We start from the raw sequence: 14,910 nt of genomic DNA on the forward strand, positions 1-14,910 counted from the left end.
CATGTTCGTCATGGAGCTCACCTACACCGCGCCCGTCGAAGCCGTCGAAGAGGAGATGGACGCGCACATCGCCTGGCTGGACGGCTACTACGCGTCGGGCGTCTTCCTCGCCTCGGGCCGCAAAGTCCCGCGCGAGGGCGGGATCATCCTGGCCGGCGGGGTGTCGCGGGCGGAGATCGACAAGATCGCCGCCGAGGACCCCTTCACGGTGGCGGGCGTCTGTGCCTACCGGATCACGGAATTCATCGCCACGAAGACCTCGTCGGACCTCGCCACGGTCCGGGAAACCCTGCCGGCGTAGGGGCGGGGGAGGCGGGGGGCGGGGAACCCCGGCGGGGCATGTGCGGGGCGGGCTCTCGGAACGTTTGGGGGGTTCCCGCCGGTCCACTGTCCTTCCGTGCCGGTCCGGTCCCTCAAGGGCGCTCCTTCGTCGCGTCGCTACGCGATGGCCTTCGGCCACCCTTGACCGACCGGCCCGTCCCGGAATGCCAAAGACTGTCGGGAACCCCCCAAAAGAACGGGCTGGTCTGAAGTGAGGAGGAGCGGCCCCGTCATAGGACATCGGGCGGGCGCTTCGGCGACCAGACCGGGCATCCGGGTCCCTCACAGTCCCTTTCAGGACTCGGCTCGGACTTCTCCACGCCTGCGGTTGATCAGGACAGTGGAACCGGACCTGGGGCGCATCGGATCGCTTCAGACTCCGACTCGACTTAAAGGCCTTCGATGATGCGGAAGTCGCGCTCGACGCCGTCGGACAGGGCGAGCAGCGCCTCTTGGTAGGCCTCACTCGCGTGAGCTGCGACGGCCTGTTCGAAGCTGTCGAACTCGATCAGGACGACGCGCTCGGCAATGCCCTCGTCGTGGGCGACGACCCGCCCGCCGCGGGCGAGCATCCGGCCGCCTCCGGCCTCGACGGCCGGACCGGCCAGCTTGCCGTAGGCAGCCAGCTTCTCGGGGTCGGAAATGGTGCGGTAGGCGCTGACCCAGTAGCCCTTGGCCACGAGAACCTCCAGTGTTCGGAAAGTGCGCATCCGAGGATGCACGTCGAAAAGTGCACGTCTGACGCCGGATTCACTGCTGCCGGCGAGCGTACCCGGCGGAAGATCACCGGGGTCGTTCAGGGAACGTACCGGTCAGCGACGCGCCGGAGCCTCGCCGTCGAGCAGGGGTTGCAGGAGTGGGATGTACAGGTCGGCGACTTCGTCGGGGGCCAGGCTCGTCAGTTGGTCGGCCTGGACGGTCGCGTACAGGGCCCCGAGGCCGAGCAGCACACCGATGGCCAGTTCCGCCCGCAGCGCGGCGTCCGGCCCGGGGAGTCGGGCGGCGAGGGCGTCGATGACCTGCGTGCGGAAGTTGGCCCGGGCCTGTCCGCCGAGTTCCAGGTGGTGACGGGAGAAGGCGATGCGCAGGATGGGGTCGCGGGTCTGGCCGCGCTGAGTGGCGAGCAGGTGCAGGACCATGTGCCGGGCGAGGCCGCCCAAAGGGGCGTCGAACAGGGCGGTGGCGTCGGCGTCGAAGGTGAAGACCTGGTCGAACAGATGCTCCTTGGAGCCGTAGTACTTCATGACGAGCGCCGGGCTGACGCCCGCGTCATCGGCGATGGCGGCGATGGTCGTGTCGGCGTAGGCATGGCGCGCGAACGCACGCCGGGCGGCGGCGAGGATCTCCGCGCGCCGCGCGTCGGCGTCACGAGGTCGTGCCGGCGGGTTCCTGTCCGTCGTTCGCGGGCGGCCGCTGCGGGGGGAGGCGGAACTCGGGCCGGGCATCGTGTTCAGCCTCCTGGAGGGGGGACGGCGCGGGTCGCGGCCGGCGCGGGATGAGGCGGGCGGCCGCACAGGCCAGCAACGCGACCGTCCCCGCCACGGCGAAGGCCACGCGGTACCCGCCCAGGGTAGGCGCCGCCACGGCCACGCCCGACTCGCCGGCGAACACGCGGGTGTGTTCCGCCAGCACGGTGGCGACCACCGCGCTGCACAGGGCCTGCCCGATGGTGCGCATGAGGACGTTGAGGCCGTTCGCCGCGGCGGTCTGCTCCAGCGGCACCGCCCGCATGATCAGCATGGGCAGCGCGGAGTAGGCGAGCGCCGTGCCGACCGACACCACGGCCGCACCGGCGATGACCACCCACAACTGCCGACTGTCGGCCAGGCGCAGCCCATACCCGGCCGCGATGACCACCGTGCCCAGGGTCAGGGTGGCCTTGGCCCCACGGGCGGCGGACAGCCGGGCGGACAAGGAAGCGAACAGCACCATGATCACCCCACTGGGCAGCAGGCACGCACCCGCCGCCACCACCGAGAGGCCCAGACCGTACCCGGTGACCCGAGGCGTCTGGATCAGCTGCGCGGTGACGAGGGAGTTGGCGTAGAAGGCGAACCCGGCCAACAACGCGGCCACATGCGGCAGCAGCACCGCCGGACGCATCGCGAGCCGCACGTCCACCAGCGGCCGCGACACCCGGCGCTGCTGGACGGTCCACCCCGCCAGGATCAGCAGCGCCGCCCCCGACAGACCCAGAACCCGCCGACTACCCCACCCCCACTCACCCGCCTTGGACAGCGCCAACAGCAGAAGCACCAGCCCCGCACTCAGCCCGCACGCCCCGACCAGGTCGAACCGCCCCGGCGACCGAACCGGCTCCTCCCGCAGCACCCACCACGCCGGCACGAGCACCGCCGCCGAGAGCACGGTCATCGCCCAGAACATCGCATGCCAGTCCGCGAACTGCACCAGCAGCGCGGCCAGTGGCAGACCGAGAGCAGCACCGATCCCCACCGTCGAACTCATCAGCGCCACCGACGAACCCGTCCGATGCGGCGGCAGCACGCCCCGCAGGAAACTGATCGACAGCGGTACCACCGCGGCCCCCACCCCCTGCAGCCCGCGGCCGGCCAAAAGCCAAGGGAGGGTGGAGGCGAACGAGCACACCAGCGACCCGACGGCCAGCGCACCGAGCGCGACCAACAACATCCGCCGCTTGCCGTACATGTCCCCGGACCGCCCCAGCAACGGCGTCGCGACCGCCCCGGTCAGCAACGTGAGCGTGACCACCCACCCGACGTCGACCGGCGCCGCGCCGGTCAGCCGAGGCAACTGCGGCAGCAGCGGCACGACGGCGGTCTGCACCAGCGTGGTGACGATGCCCCCTGCCGCCAGAACGGCCATGACGCGGCGATCGGCGGACGGGGACGGCGAATCAGTGGGCACTGCGAAACCCCCCGAAAGGTGAATGACGTTCACCACGGTAAGTGAACGTCATTCACCTCGCAATGCGGTTCCGTGGAAGCGGCCTGCCACGACGACCTTCGGCGACTGCGACCCACCTGTGACCGGGAGGGGCCTTCCGGGGTCTATGGGGGCAGTGGGTAGGCTCGGAACCGCAGGCGTCCAACGGGCATGGGGGACACGGTGGTTCGGAGTCGCAGAGCGGCACTGTGTGCTGCGGGTGTCGCATCCCTCTGCGCAGCCGTCGCCGTGCTGTACTCCCTGGCCGAGTACAGCATCCCAGCAGGCCCTTACGCCCACGACTCTCCTTGTGATGACGTCGTCGCGCGCCTCCCCCAAGTGCTGATCGGACGGGAACGCGACTCCGTCGCAGGCGCAGGAACGGCCGGTTGGGGAGACGGTTCCATCGTGCTCCGCTGCGGTGTGGAACCGTTGGCCCCGACCATCAACACCTGCATGAACGTCAACGGTTTCGACTGGGTCCTCGACGACGAAAGAGCCAAGAAGTCCGAGGAATGGGTCTTCACGACCTACGACCGCGAACCCGCCGTCGCAATCGCCTTCAAGGGGCGCGGTCAGCTCGCCGGCGACGCCCTCGCCTCCTTGGGCTCCGACATGGCGAGCCTGAACGTCCGCAAGTCCACATGCCTGTCACTGAGCGACACATGACGGTCAGTCTGTTGTCACCCCAGACGGGTCGCAGCCGCTAAGCCGACCGGCAGTGTGTAGCGATCCGATGCGCCCCCGGTCCCCTTCCACTGTCCTGATCAACCGCAGGTGTGGAGAAGTCCGAGCCGAGTCCCGAAAGGTTCCGTGAGGGACCCGAATGCCCGGCCTGCCGGCCGAAGCGCCCGCCCCATCGCCCCTGAGAGACCCGCTCCTCCTCGCTTCAGACCAGCCCGTTCTTTTGGGGGCTTCCCGACAGTCTTTGGCATTCCGGGACGGGCCGGTCGGTCAAGGGTGGAGCGCAGCTCCATCGCGTAGCGACGCGAACGCAGTGAGCGCCCTTGAGGGACCGGACCGGCACGGAAGGACAGTGGACCGGCGGGAAACCCCCACACCTTCCGAGAGCCCGCCCCGCACATGTCCCGCCGGGTTTCCCCCGACCCCGCCCCACCCCCCAGACCCCCACCCCCCGGAGCCCCCATGCGCCCCCGTCCCGCCCTGCCCGCCGACGTGCCCGAGTTGGTGCGGCTGCGCGCCGTCGCGCTCGCCTCGCTCGGGGTCGATCCCGGGCCCGAGGACGCGCCCTGGCGCGATGTCGCCCGGGGGTGGTTCCTGGAGCGGTTGGTCGGGCGGGACGACGTGCGCTGCCTGGTCGTCGGGGGTGCGCCCGGGCAACCCCTGCTGGCCACGGGCATGGCCTGGGTGACGTACCACCTGCCCAGCCCCCGGTGGACGGACGGCCGGCGCGGCTACCTGGACGGCATCGTCACCGACGGGTCCGCCCGCGGGCAGGGTCACGGCCGCCGGATCGTGGACGGGCTGACCGACTGGTTGGCCGGCATCGGCATCCACTACGTGCAGTTGCACGCGAGCTCCGACGGCGAGTCCGTCTACCGTGCGGCCGGCTTCACCACCGGCCGTTACCCCAGAATGGACCTGTTCACCGACCCCACGGCCTGAGCAGTTCCAGACGGGCCGCCCGGCCCTTCTCCCCCGCCGCCCAGCAGCCGCCGTCGGCCGCGCAGTCGACGGTGTCGAAGGAGCCCCCGTCGAACGCCCGCCACGTCCGGCCGGCGTCGGTGGTGACGTCGGTGCCGGTCGGGCCGACCGCCAGGGCCGTGGAGCGCCCGTACGGGTACCAGGCCGCGCCCGAGCGGTAGGCGGGCGGCGGGGTCGCCGCCCGGGTCCACTCGCGGCCGGAGTCGGCGGAACGGGCCGCGGCGTTCGGGGAGGCCTGGTCCGCGCGGTAGTCGCCGCCGAGCGCGAGGCCCGTCGTACGGTCGCGGAAGGCCAGGGCGAAGACGCCCCGGGCCGGGTCGCCGGCCGGGACGGTGGAGTCGGTCGCCCGCCAGGTCAGGCCACGGTCCGCGGAGTGCAGCACCCGCGCGACCGCGCCGCCGCCGGTGGCCAGGCGGACGTCGCGCGGGCCGGACGCCACCAGGCACTGGCCGCTCGCGGCGAATCCGGCCTCGCCGGCCAACGCGTCCGGCATACCGGCGTTCGGCAACACCCGCCAACTGCGCCCGCCGTCATCCGTGGACAGCAGTCGGAACTTCCCGTCGACCGGGTCGCTCACCGCCAGTCCGTGTCGGGTGTCGAAGAAGGTCAGGCAGTCGTAGAAGGCCCTCGGGTCCGGGTTTCGGAAGGTTTCGGTCCAGCTCGCTCCGCCGTCCTCGGTGCGCAGGATCCGCGAGGCCTCACCCTCCCCGATGGACAGGGCCACGGCCCGCCGCGCGTCGAAGGCCTCGATGTCGCGCAGCTCCAGCTTCTCGGCGACCGCCCCGGGCGGGGAGACGTCCCGCCAGGTGCGGCCCCCGTCTCCGGTGCGCAGGATCGTTCCGCCGGAGCCGGCCAGCCAGGCGGCGGTGCGGCTGACCGCCGCGAGCCCCCGGAACCGGGAGGTCGTGCCGGTCTCCTTGACGGCCCATCCCACGCCCCGTAAGCCGCTCCCCGCGCCCGCGTCGGGGGACGGATCCGCCTGGGCGGGGGCCGCCGTCACCCCCACCAGCAGGGCGGCCGCGCACATGACAACTCCCAGAAGTCTCATGGCGCCGGAAGCTAACGCACCCTCCGATTCCCCGTCCAGGGCGCCTCCGGCGGGGCGAGAGCCCCAGCGGCGTCCCGTACGGGCGTTCGCGCGGCGGGAGCGAAGCAGCGTGGGGGCCAAAGCGGGGGCCGCGTGGAGGCCACGCGAGGGCAGCGTGAGGGCCGAAATGGGCTCGTAAGGGGCCGACCGAGTGAGCGGTAATCAGCCTTCTTCGGATCACTCGGGTGGCCACGGGCCGACGCACGCGCCCTTGACACGCAACGCCCCAGCCCGTCACTCTGTGCGATCCAACAAGTGGGTTCAAGCCAATCGGTGACACAGCTCACTTCATCAGCCATGCACGGATTTGCCGATTCCGGCGTCTATCCCGTTGCCGAGTTCCACCCGTAAGCCCGGCAGCAGATCCGCAGCAAGGGAGTGAGCCTTGATCACTGTCATCGAGCAGGCCGTGCAGGCCCGGCTGGTCGCCACCGCGCCGAAGGTCGAGACCGTGCCCGTCACCCTCTGCTACGACCGCGCGGACCCCTTCGCCGTCCGGATGGCCTTCCCCGCCCTGGCCACCCTGGAGGGCATCGAAGTTTCCTGGACCTTCGCGCGCGAACTCCTGGCGTCCGGGATCGGGCGCCCGTCGGGCTCGGGTGACGTGCGGGTGCGCCCGTACGACGGGGACCGGACCACGATCGAGTTCCACGCGCCCGAGGGGGTCGCGATCGTGCTGGTGGCGACGGCCGAACTCCAGCAGTTCCTCGAACGGTCCCATCTCCTGGTCCCGCAGGGCCTCGAACACCTCCACCTCGACATGGACCACAGCTTGGCCGAGCTGATGCGCGGCTCCCGCTGAACAAATTCGTTTGCGCGCGTCCGTGGTCGTCCGTAACTTCGTAGACGCCGCATTGCCGCCGAAACGGAGCAGGACATTGCTCGTCTGAGGTTCGAGACACCGACCACCACCCCACTTCCGTGACAGTCGGCTGTCTCCCCGCGTTGCACGCACCACTCACGCAACCTGGAGGCCTCCATGAGCCACACCCCTGTCTTCGTCACCTGCTCCTCCCTCTCCTTCGACTGGCCCGACGGCTCCCCCGTCTTCGACGGCTTCCAACTGGCCGTCGGACCCGGCCGGACCGGCCTGATCGGTCTCAACGGCTGTGGGAAGTCGACCCTGTTGAAGCTCATCGCCGGCGAACTGGCCCTGTCCGAGGGCCAGATCTCCGTCGCCGGGAGCGTCGGCTACCTCCCGCAGACCGTCACCCTCGACACCGCCCTGCGGGTGGACGAGGCACTCGGCATCCGCGCCACCCGCACCGCCCTGCACGCCATCGAGGCGGGTGAGGCCACCGAGGCCAACTTCACCGCCGTCGGCGACGACTGGGACGTGGAGGAGCGCGCCCTGGCCACGCTCGACCAGCTCGGACTGGCGCGGATCGGCCTGGACCGTACGGTGGGCGAGCTGTCCGGCGGCGAGTGCGTCCTGTTGAGGCTGGCGGCCCTGCTGCTGGCCCGGCCGGACGTACTGCTGCTCGACGAGCCCACCAACAACCTGGACCTACGGGCCCGCCACCGCCTGTACGCGGCGGTCGAGTCCTGGACCGGGGTGCTGATCCTGGTCAGCCACGACCGGGAGCTGTTGGAGCGGGTCGACCAGATCGCCGACCTCCGCGACGGCGAAGTCCGCTGGTACGGCGGCAACTTCACCACGTACGAGCAACTCCTCGCCGCCGAGCAGGACGCGGCCGAACGGATGGTCCGGGTCGCGGAGGCCGACGTACAGCGCCAGAAGCGCGAACTGGCTGAAGCCCAGGTCAAACTGGCCAAGCGCAAGCGGTACGGCCAAAAGATGAACGACACCAAGCGCGAGCCGAAGATCGTCATGGGTGCCCGCAAACGGGCCGCCCAGGAGTCGGCGGGCAAGCACCGCATCATGCACACCGAGAAGTTGGCCGGCGCCCGCGAGCGTCTGGACCAGGCGGTGGAGGCGGTGCGCGACGACGCCGAGATCCGCATCGAGCTGCCCGCCACCCAGGTCCCACCGGGCCGGCGGGTCCTGACCCTGACCGACCTGCGCCTGGCGTACGGGGCCACGGTGGCCGGGGAGTGGGAGGTGCGCGGCCCGGAGCGGATCGCGCTGGTCGGCGCGAACGGCTCGGGCAAGACCACCCTGTTGCGGACCCTGGCGGGGCAGTTGGAACCCGAGTCCGGGGAGGCGGCGACCCACGTGGAGACGCGGTTCCTGCCGCAGCGGCTCGACGTACTGGACGACGCGCGCTCGGTCGTGGAGAACGTGGCCCGGTTCGCTCCGCAGGCCACGAACAACGTGATCCGGGCCCGACTCGCGCACTTCCTCTTCCGGGGCGCGCGGGCCGACCGTTCGGCGGGCACCCTGTCCGGCGGCGAACGATTCCGGGCGACCCTCGCGGCCCTGCTCCTCGCGGAGCCGGCGCCCAGGCTGTTGATGCTGGACGAACCCACGAACAACCTGGACCTGGCGAGCGTGCGACAGCTCACCGGGGCGCTGGAGGCGTACGAGGGCGCGCTGCTGGTGGCGAGCCACGACGTGCCGTTCCTGGAGTCGATCGGCGTCACGCGCTGGCTGCTCCTCGACGGGGAACTGCGGGCGACCACCGCCGAGGAGGTCCGGGAGTCCCACGGGAGTCCGTGAGGCGAGGGCGTCGTACGGGGCTCCGTACGACGGTCCGGATCATTCCGTTCACGGCGGGCGCCATGCCCGGCGCCGGGCATGGCGCCGGCCGGTGTTCCACGGGCGCGGCCGGCGCGATCGGCCGGTCGGCCGGCGTGTGGCGCTGCGGCCCGTACGGCCGGACGCCACCGGATTCGCACATGAAGCCGCTCGGGCGACCCTTTGGAACGGGGGCCGCCCGAGCGGCTCCGTTCGTCCACCCCGCCGACCCGGGCCCCGCGCACCGTCGCCCGGGCCGTCACTCGGGGCCTCCGAGGACCGGCCTCGACCGGCCGGCGCCGAGGGTACGGCGGCCGCCCCCGCGGAGCCCGCCCGGCCGGGGGGCCCTTCGCGACGCGTGGGCGGCCCCTCACGTCCCGCGCGCGAGGTCGCCGGGCCGACGTACGGCGGAACGAGGCAGTCCGCCGAGCGGCCCCGCCGGCCGCCCGTGGTGCGGGCCTCGCCACTCCCGGCTGTCAAAGCGCGCGTCATGGATCACCTTCTGGCGTGATTCTGACTCCGCCTGAACCACGTGGAGCCCCTTCAAACTGCATAGATAACCGGACGTAATCGGACAGAGTCACCTGTGGGGCTTGGCTGGCCTTGATGTCGCGCTTAACCTACGACTCCGTAGGCTACGGAACCGTAGGTAATTCGCTTTGTCCCCAGGAGCACCCGTGACGATCACCTCTCCCCACCTCGGCAGCTCGGAGGCGTGGACCGACGCCAAGCTGCTGTTCGCGCTGGAAGAGGTGGTCGAGCAGGAGCTGAACAGGCACCTCACGGTCACCAAGGACTGGATGCCCCACGAGTACGTCCCGTGGAGCGAAGGCCGGAACTTCCCGGGCTTCTTCGAGGACGGCGAAGCCTGGGACCCCGAGCAGTCCAAGGTCACCGACATCGGCAAGATCGCCCTCGTGGTCAACCTGCTGACCGAGGACAACCTCCCCAGCTACCACCACGAGATCGCGTCGCTTTTCGGCCGCAACGGCGCGTGGGGCACCTGGGTGCACCGCTGGACGGCCGAGGAGGGCCGCCACGGCATCGTGATGCGCGACTACCTCCTGGCCTCGCGGGCGGTGGACCCGGACAAGCTGGAAGCGTTCCGGATGCAGCACATGTCGGAGGGCTTCGAGTCCGACAACAGCCACTCGATGCTGCACTCGGTGGCCTACGTGGCCTTCCAGGAACTGGCCACCCGGATCTCGCACCGCAACACCGGCCACCAGTCCGGTGACCCCGTGTGCGACCGGATGCTGGCCCGCATCGCGGCGGACGAGAACCTGCACATGATCTTCTACCGCAACCTGCTGGGCGCGGCCTTCGAGATCGCCCCGGACCTGACGATGCAGGCCGTCCGCGACGTCGTCGTCAACTTCCGGATGCCCGGACACGGCATGCCCGGCTTCGAGCGGATGGCCGCGCAGATGGCGATCGGCGGGGTCTACAACCTGCGGATCCACCACGACGACGTGCTGAGCCCCGTGATCCGCTTCCTCAAGATCATGCAGGTACAGGGCCTGAGCCCGGAGGGGCAGAAGGCCCAGGAGGAGCTCGGTCTCTTCATGAACGGCCTGGACTCCGAGGCCCGCAAGTTCGACGAGCGCCTGGCCGCTCGCGCGGCGCGCATCGCGGCCCGCAAGGCCTGACCGGTTTCCGCTCGCTCACGCGGGTGACGACGATTGCCCTGGCAGAGCCGCGCTCTGCCAGGGTTTCGCGTCATGAAACCGCCGCAGTCCTCGCTCCTCCAGGTCGACATCGACCAGCTCACCCGGCTCACCCGCGCCTTGGACAGCTCGCTGACCTCCCTGCGGGAGGCCCGGGCCGCGTTGAGTCACGTACGGGCCGACCAGCTGGGCACGACGGACCTCGACGCGGCGTGCGACGGCTTCCAGGAGAAGTGGGCCCACGGCGCGCGGGAGCTCACGAAACGCGTGAAGACCGTACGGGAGGGCGTGGACCGCAGCGCCGCCGAGTACGCGGAGCTGGAAGAGGCCATCCGAGCGGCCTTCCGCCAGGCGGCCGTACGTGGCTGAGACCCCCGGCGACACTGCGGGCGCAGGCTCGGCGGGCGCAGGCTCGGCGGGCCTGGGTTTCGACCCCGCCCCCGGCGACCCCGCCGCCGTCCTCGCCCTGACTCGGACGCTGCGGACTTCCGCGACCTCCCTCGGCGAGGCGAGCCGAGTCATCGACGCCCTCGTGTCGAACAGCTCCGCCTGGCAGGGCGAAGCCGCGACCGCCTTCCGGTCCTCCCTCTCCGGCGAACTGCCGCGCTACCTCAAGGCGGCCCACACCTCCCTCACGGAGGCCGCCGGCCGCCTCGCCTCCTGGCACGACACCCTGGTCTCCCACCGCGCCCTCGCCGCCCGGTACGCAGCCGCGGCTGCGGCGGCGAAGACCCCGCCCGAACTGGCCGACGCCCGCCGCCTGGCACACGAACTCGCCTCGGAACACGCCGCCTCGGCCCGCCGCGTGTCCGCCACCCTGAACGCGACGGCGGCCCGACTGGCGCCGGAGGAACCGGGCTGGTTCGAATCCGCGTGGCGCAAGGTGGTCGACGACCCCGGAGACGCGTTGTCGAACGCGTCGGCGATGTTGGGATTCGTGGGAGCCGCCGTGGCCCTGGCCTTCCCGCCCGCGGGCTTGGCCATCGTGCTCGTCGCGGGCGGTCTGTCGCTGGCCGCCCTCGCGACACACCTTTCCGACCCGAAGTTCCGAAAGCCCCTCAAGGACGGCTTCACGAAGGGCGAGTTCGACGCGGACTTCTGGAAGAGCGGTGTGACGGCGCTCGGGGACACCATGGGCGTGGTCCCTGGTCTCGCGTCGGTCGCCACGGGGGCCAAGGCCGGCACGACAGCGCTCCGTGCCGCCATGGCCGCAGCGCCAGAAGCCACGGCGGTGTCGGCCCTCGCACCGGGCGCCGGCGCGTTCGGACGTACCACTTGGTCCACGGGCCTGGCCCTGCAAGAGGTGGAGAATCCACTGATCAAGTGGGGTCTGCGGACCACCAACACCCATGTGCGGGACTCGGTGAACATGGTGGCCCCCACCATGGGCGCCACCACGGCGACACTGGACTGCTTCTCCGACGACGAAGTGGTCGAGCACGCTTCGACCACAGCCGACGGTGTACGTGGTGCCTTCGACGACGTTCCCTCCGCCATCGCGAAGACGGTCCAAGCCGGGACGGTGATGGGCCGATGACCGTCGACGCCACACGGCCCCCGGTCTGGTTCCGCCTCCCGCCCGGATTCCATGACCTCTCGCCGAGCGACCGGGCCCCGCTGGACGAAGCGGCCCAAGCGTTGGAGAGCCCAGGAGCTCGCCAGGAGCTGGCGCGGATCATGGACCACCTCGACCGGTTCACCGACCGCCACGTCGTACACACCTCGATCGGCCTGCACCCCGAGGGCCCCGTCGGGGCGGCCTCTTCAGTCTTCGCCCTCTCCCTGCGCCCTGCCGAGCACCCCAACGCGCGGCTCGGCGTGGCCCGCGCGGCCTTGGCCATCGCCCGCTCGCCACTGTGGAACGACTTCTCCGGACAGGTACTCCCCCTCCCATCGGGGTTGCCGTGCTCTTTGGCCGTCGGGACCATCTCGCTGCCCGGAACGGGTCAGGAGCTCTTTCAAGCCAGGCTCGTCACGACACATCCCAGCGGAACGCACCTCGTTTTCCTGGACCTGACCAGCACGGCGGTCCAGTACGCGGAGGCCTATGGCGACATCATCGAGGCCATCGCACACACCGTGGTCTTCTCTGACCCGACCCCCGCACCCGCTGCTGCTGCCCCTGCCTCACGTGTGCTGGAGGTACTCCTGTGACGCCGGTGCTCACCAAGGCGGCCTGGGACCACCCTCCGACCGTCATCGGATATCGCGAGATGGTCGTCCGACGCGTGTTCTGGCTGGCGGTGTTCTGGGTGCCGTTCCTGATCTCGGTCACCTGTCTCGGCTTCGGCTATGCCCGCGCCGCTCAGCCCATCTTCGTCGTCTTCCTCTTGTTGCTCTCCATGCCCTGGGTGCCTTGGGTGGCCATCGCCTACGTCCGTCGCCGTCGGGTCGCCGCCATCCTCCGCGCCTATCCCTGGCGTGAACTGCCCTGCCACCACCCCGCGCAGACGTCCGGCGGGCCCGCGACCATCGCCGTCTCGTTCGACGACTCCTCGACGCTGTTCCGCACCCTCCCCTTCCGCGTCTACCTCGCGCGACGGTCCGACGGCCGCCCCGACCGCGTCTGGTTCGCCGGGCATCCCCTCTTCGGTGGGGTCGTCTCGCCCGTCGGGGGGCACTATCCCGTGCGGGTCGTGGCCCATGTGCCCCGGAGGGAGCCGTGTGGGGGGCCGGGGTTCGCGTTGGCGTTGGAGGTCGGGCTGGTGCGGCGCAGCGGGAAGGGGACGCGGACCTGATCAGTCGCGGGGGCGCAGGGCGCGGCGTTCGGATTCCGAGAGGCCGCCCCAGACGCCGAAGCGCTCGTCGTTCGCCAGGGCGTACTGCAGGCAGGCCGCCCGGCCTTCGCACGCCCCGCACAGCCGCTTCGCCTCGGTGAGCGAGGAGCCCGGCTCCGGGAAGAAGAAGCTCGGGCCTGTCTGGGCGCACAGGGCAAGGTCGTGCCAGGCGGGGGCCGCGGTGCTGGTGTTCATCGACATGCGGTGATGGTGGCCCGCGTCGATGGACGTCCGATCAACACCCGATCAACACCGTACGGCTCCCGAGGGTGAACGATCGTGCGTTCGGTAAGATGGGCCAATGGCAGACGGACGCGTGGAGCGCGGTAACCAGACGCGGCGGACCGTGCTGGAGCGGACCATGGCGGTCGCCTCGGTGGACGGGCTGGAGGGGCTGTCCCTCGGAAAGATCGCCACGGACCTGGGGCTGAGCAAGAGCGGCGTCTTCGCTCTGTTCGGTTCCAAGGAGGACCTCCAACTCGCCACCGTCCGGGCCGCGGTGGACGTCTTCGTGGAGCGGGTCGTGCGGCCCGTACGGGCGGAGCCGGCCGGTACCGCCAAGGTCTGGCTGGTCTGCGAGCGCTGGCTCGACTACTCCCTGCGCCGGATCTTCCCCGGTGGCTGCTTCTTCTACGGCGTCTCCGCCGAGTTCGACGCGCGGCCGGGGCCGGTCCGGGACGAGATCGCCAAGGCCCGTTCGGCCTGGACGCGTTATGTGGAGGGGGCGTTGGACGAGGCCAGGCTCGCCGGGGCGTTCCGGGACGGGGTCGACGCGCAGGACGTCCCGCAACTGGCCTTCGAGATCATCGCGCTGATGGAGATGGCCAACGCCCACTCGGTGCTGTTCTCCGACCCGACGGCATACGCGCGGGCCGGCCGAGGGATCCTCGACCGGCTCCGGGCCGTGGCGGCCGTCCCGGACGAACTCCCGCAGCGGCCGCCGGACTTCGACTACGCCGTCTGACCAGCCTCGGCTCGCGCCTGCGGGGCCGGCCGGAGGAATCCGGCCACGGCCTCGATGACCTCGGGGGCGCGCAGGATCCTGCGGTGGCCGAACCCCTGGGTCTCGACCAGACGGGCCCGCTCCCCGAACGCGGCGGCGATGGCGCGGGATTGGCCGGGCACGGCCATGTCGTCCTCGGTGTCGTGCACCAGCAGGACGCGGGCCGGGCTCGGGCCGGGGGGTCGGCGGGCGTCGAGGCGGCGCCAGATGTCGGGGGTGTCGGCGAAGAGGCGGTGCTCGACGTGGTCGCGCAGCGCCCGGACGACGGCCGGTCCCACTCCGACGGTGCGGCGGAATCCGTCGAAGAGGTAGTCGAAGTGCGCGATGCCCCCGATGGCGACCAGACGGTCCACGGGGATGCCCTCGCCCAGGGCGAACAGGGTGGCCAGGACGCCTATGGAGTGGGCCACGACGGCCGTGAAATCGCCCTCCTCCTCGTGGAGTGCGCGGATGATGTCGCGGAAGTCCCGGATGGTGGCGTCCGGGCCCGGGGACTCCCCGTGACCCGGGGCGTCGAAGGCGACCACGCTGTGCCCCTGTTCGAGGAGCGCCTCGACGAAACCGGCGAAGCGCGAGGCGCGCGAGGACCAGCCGTGCACCAGCAGGACGGGGCTCGCCCCGTCGCCCCAGCGGTACGTGGTGACGTCCGTGCCGTTCACCCACAACCGGCGGATCGTGGCCCGGCCCATCGCGTCGGCCTCCTCGGGCCGCAGCGCAGGTCGTCCGAGGGGCTTGATGAACCACCGGAACGCGGCCCGGCCGGTCGGCCCGGGGGCGACCCGGACGGCGACGTCGAGGGTGGTGCTCAGGAATGAGGCCATGAGACGCATGCCCGGTTCTCCGGATCT

At 71.2% G+C, this 14,910-nt stretch carries 17 protein-coding genes; 11 read left to right on the plus strand and 6 right to left on the minus strand.

Annotated elements, in window-relative coordinates; all coding sequences use genetic code 11:
- Position 1 precedes the first annotated feature (1 nt).
- Complete coding sequence (locus tag ACIOD1_RS14465; RefSeq protein WP_365618792.1) at positions 2–301, plus strand: YciI family protein; 300 nt, start codon at positions 2–4, stop codon at positions 299–301.
- A gap of 409 nt (positions 302–710) precedes the next feature.
- Here the strand turns inward: ACIOD1_RS14465 and ACIOD1_RS14470 are convergent, their stop codons facing one another.
- The 3 genes from ACIOD1_RS14470 to ACIOD1_RS14480 all read right to left on the minus strand — a co-directional run bounded on the left by ACIOD1_RS14470 (position 711) and on the right by ACIOD1_RS14480 (position 3,165).
- Positions 711–1,001 carry a DUF1330 domain-containing protein gene (locus ACIOD1_RS14470; RefSeq protein WP_365619371.1) on the minus strand — a complete coding sequence of 97 codons (291 nt, stop codon included), beginning with the start codon at positions 999–1,001 and terminating at the stop codon, positions 711–713.
- A 132-nt stretch (positions 1,002–1,133) separates the two neighbouring features.
- Complete coding sequence (locus ACIOD1_RS14475; RefSeq protein WP_365618795.1) at positions 1,134–1,766, minus strand: TetR family transcriptional regulator; 633 nt, start codon at positions 1,764–1,766, stop codon at positions 1,134–1,136.
- The gene (locus ACIOD1_RS14480; RefSeq protein WP_401903054.1) at positions 1,687–3,165 is read right to left on the minus strand and encodes an MFS transporter; all 1,479 of its coding nucleotides are present in this window, start codon (positions 3,163–3,165) and stop codon (positions 1,687–1,689) included. Before ACIOD1_RS14480 ends, ACIOD1_RS14475 begins: the two co-directional genes overlap by 80 nt.
- A 231-nt stretch (positions 3,166–3,396) precedes the next feature.
- Between ACIOD1_RS14480 and ACIOD1_RS14485 the strand changes: the two genes are divergently transcribed.
- Both ACIOD1_RS14485 and ACIOD1_RS14490 read left to right on the plus strand, forming a co-directional pair.
- Complete coding sequence (locus ACIOD1_RS14485) at positions 3,397–3,894, plus strand: DUF3515 family protein (protein WP_401902436.1); 498 nt, start codon at positions 3,397–3,399, stop codon at positions 3,892–3,894.
- A 477-nt stretch (positions 3,895–4,371) separates the two neighbouring features.
- A complete protein-coding gene (locus ACIOD1_RS14490; RefSeq protein ID WP_401902439.1) occupies positions 4,372–4,851 on the plus strand; it encodes a GNAT family N-acetyltransferase in 480 nt (159 codons plus the stop codon).
- Here the strand turns inward: ACIOD1_RS14490 and ACIOD1_RS14495 are convergent.
- A complete protein-coding gene (locus tag ACIOD1_RS14495) occupies positions 4,832–5,938 on the minus strand; it encodes an oxidoreductase (RefSeq protein ID WP_401902442.1) in 1,107 nt (368 codons plus the stop codon). The two genes, ACIOD1_RS14490 and ACIOD1_RS14495, sit on opposite strands and share 20 nt — an antisense overlap.
- Before the next feature lie 424 nt (positions 5,939–6,362).
- On the opposite strand from ACIOD1_RS14495, the gene ACIOD1_RS14500 reads away from it, so the two are divergent.
- The 7 genes from ACIOD1_RS14500 (at position 6,363) to ACIOD1_RS14530 (ending at position 13,020) form a co-directional block, all read left to right on the plus strand.
- On the plus strand, positions 6,363–6,779 hold the full coding sequence (locus tag ACIOD1_RS14500; protein WP_365618807.1) for an SsgA family sporulation/cell division regulator: 417 nt from the start codon (positions 6,363–6,365) through the stop codon (positions 6,777–6,779).
- Between the two features lie 177 nt (positions 6,780–6,956).
- The gene (locus ACIOD1_RS14505) at positions 6,957–8,597 is read left to right on the plus strand and encodes an ABC-F family ATP-binding cassette domain-containing protein (RefSeq protein ID WP_401902444.1); all 1,641 of its coding nucleotides are present in this window, start codon (positions 6,957–6,959) and stop codon (positions 8,595–8,597) included.
- Between the two features lie 695 nt (positions 8,598–9,292).
- Positions 9,293–10,264 carry an acyl-ACP desaturase gene (locus ACIOD1_RS14510; protein ID WP_365618813.1) on the plus strand — a complete coding sequence of 324 codons (972 nt, stop codon included), beginning with the start codon at positions 9,293–9,295 and terminating at the stop codon, positions 10,262–10,264.
- A 72-nt stretch (positions 10,265–10,336) separates the two neighbouring features.
- Positions 10,337–10,651 carry a hypothetical protein gene (locus tag ACIOD1_RS14515; protein ID WP_401902445.1) on the plus strand — a complete coding sequence of 105 codons (315 nt, stop codon included), beginning with the start codon at positions 10,337–10,339 and terminating at the stop codon, positions 10,649–10,651.
- Positions 10,644–11,819 carry a putative T7SS-secreted protein gene (locus ACIOD1_RS14520; protein WP_401902446.1) on the plus strand — a complete coding sequence of 392 codons (1,176 nt, stop codon included), beginning with the start codon at positions 10,644–10,646 and terminating at the stop codon, positions 11,817–11,819. Before ACIOD1_RS14515 ends, ACIOD1_RS14520 begins: the two co-directional genes overlap by 8 nt.
- On the plus strand, positions 11,816–12,436 hold the full coding sequence (locus tag ACIOD1_RS14525) for a hypothetical protein (protein ID WP_365618822.1): 621 nt from the start codon (positions 11,816–11,818) through the stop codon (positions 12,434–12,436). Before ACIOD1_RS14520 ends, ACIOD1_RS14525 begins: the two co-directional genes overlap by 4 nt.
- Complete coding sequence (locus tag ACIOD1_RS14530; protein WP_365618825.1) at positions 12,433–13,020, plus strand: hypothetical protein; 588 nt, start codon at positions 12,433–12,435, stop codon at positions 13,018–13,020. The genes ACIOD1_RS14525 and ACIOD1_RS14530 overlap by 4 nt, the downstream gene beginning before the upstream one ends.
- Here the strand turns inward: ACIOD1_RS14530 and ACIOD1_RS14535 are convergent, their stop codons facing one another.
- On the minus strand, positions 13,021–13,260 hold the full coding sequence (locus ACIOD1_RS14535) for a WhiB family transcriptional regulator (RefSeq protein ID WP_365618828.1): 240 nt from the start codon (positions 13,258–13,260) through the stop codon (positions 13,021–13,023). It abuts the gene before it with no gap.
- Positions 13,261–13,360: 100 nt separating this feature from the next.
- Here ACIOD1_RS14535 and ACIOD1_RS14540 point away from each other — a divergent pair, with 100 nt between their 5' ends.
- The gene (locus tag ACIOD1_RS14540) at positions 13,361–14,023 is read left to right on the plus strand and encodes a TetR/AcrR family transcriptional regulator (RefSeq protein WP_401902449.1); all 663 of its coding nucleotides are present in this window, start codon (positions 13,361–13,363) and stop codon (positions 14,021–14,023) included.
- Here the strand turns inward: ACIOD1_RS14540 and ACIOD1_RS14545 are convergent.
- Positions 14,011–14,883: an alpha/beta hydrolase gene (locus tag ACIOD1_RS14545; protein ID WP_401902451.1), complete on the minus strand. Its 873-nt coding sequence runs from the start codon at positions 14,881–14,883 to the stop codon at positions 14,011–14,013. The genes ACIOD1_RS14540 and ACIOD1_RS14545 overlap by 13 nt on opposite strands.
- Positions 14,884–14,910: the final 27 nt, after the last annotated feature.

It is taken from the genome of Streptomyces sp. NPDC088097 (assembly GCF_044741845.1).
Taxonomy (GTDB): domain Bacteria; phylum Actinomycetota; class Actinomycetes; order Streptomycetales; family Streptomycetaceae; genus Streptomyces.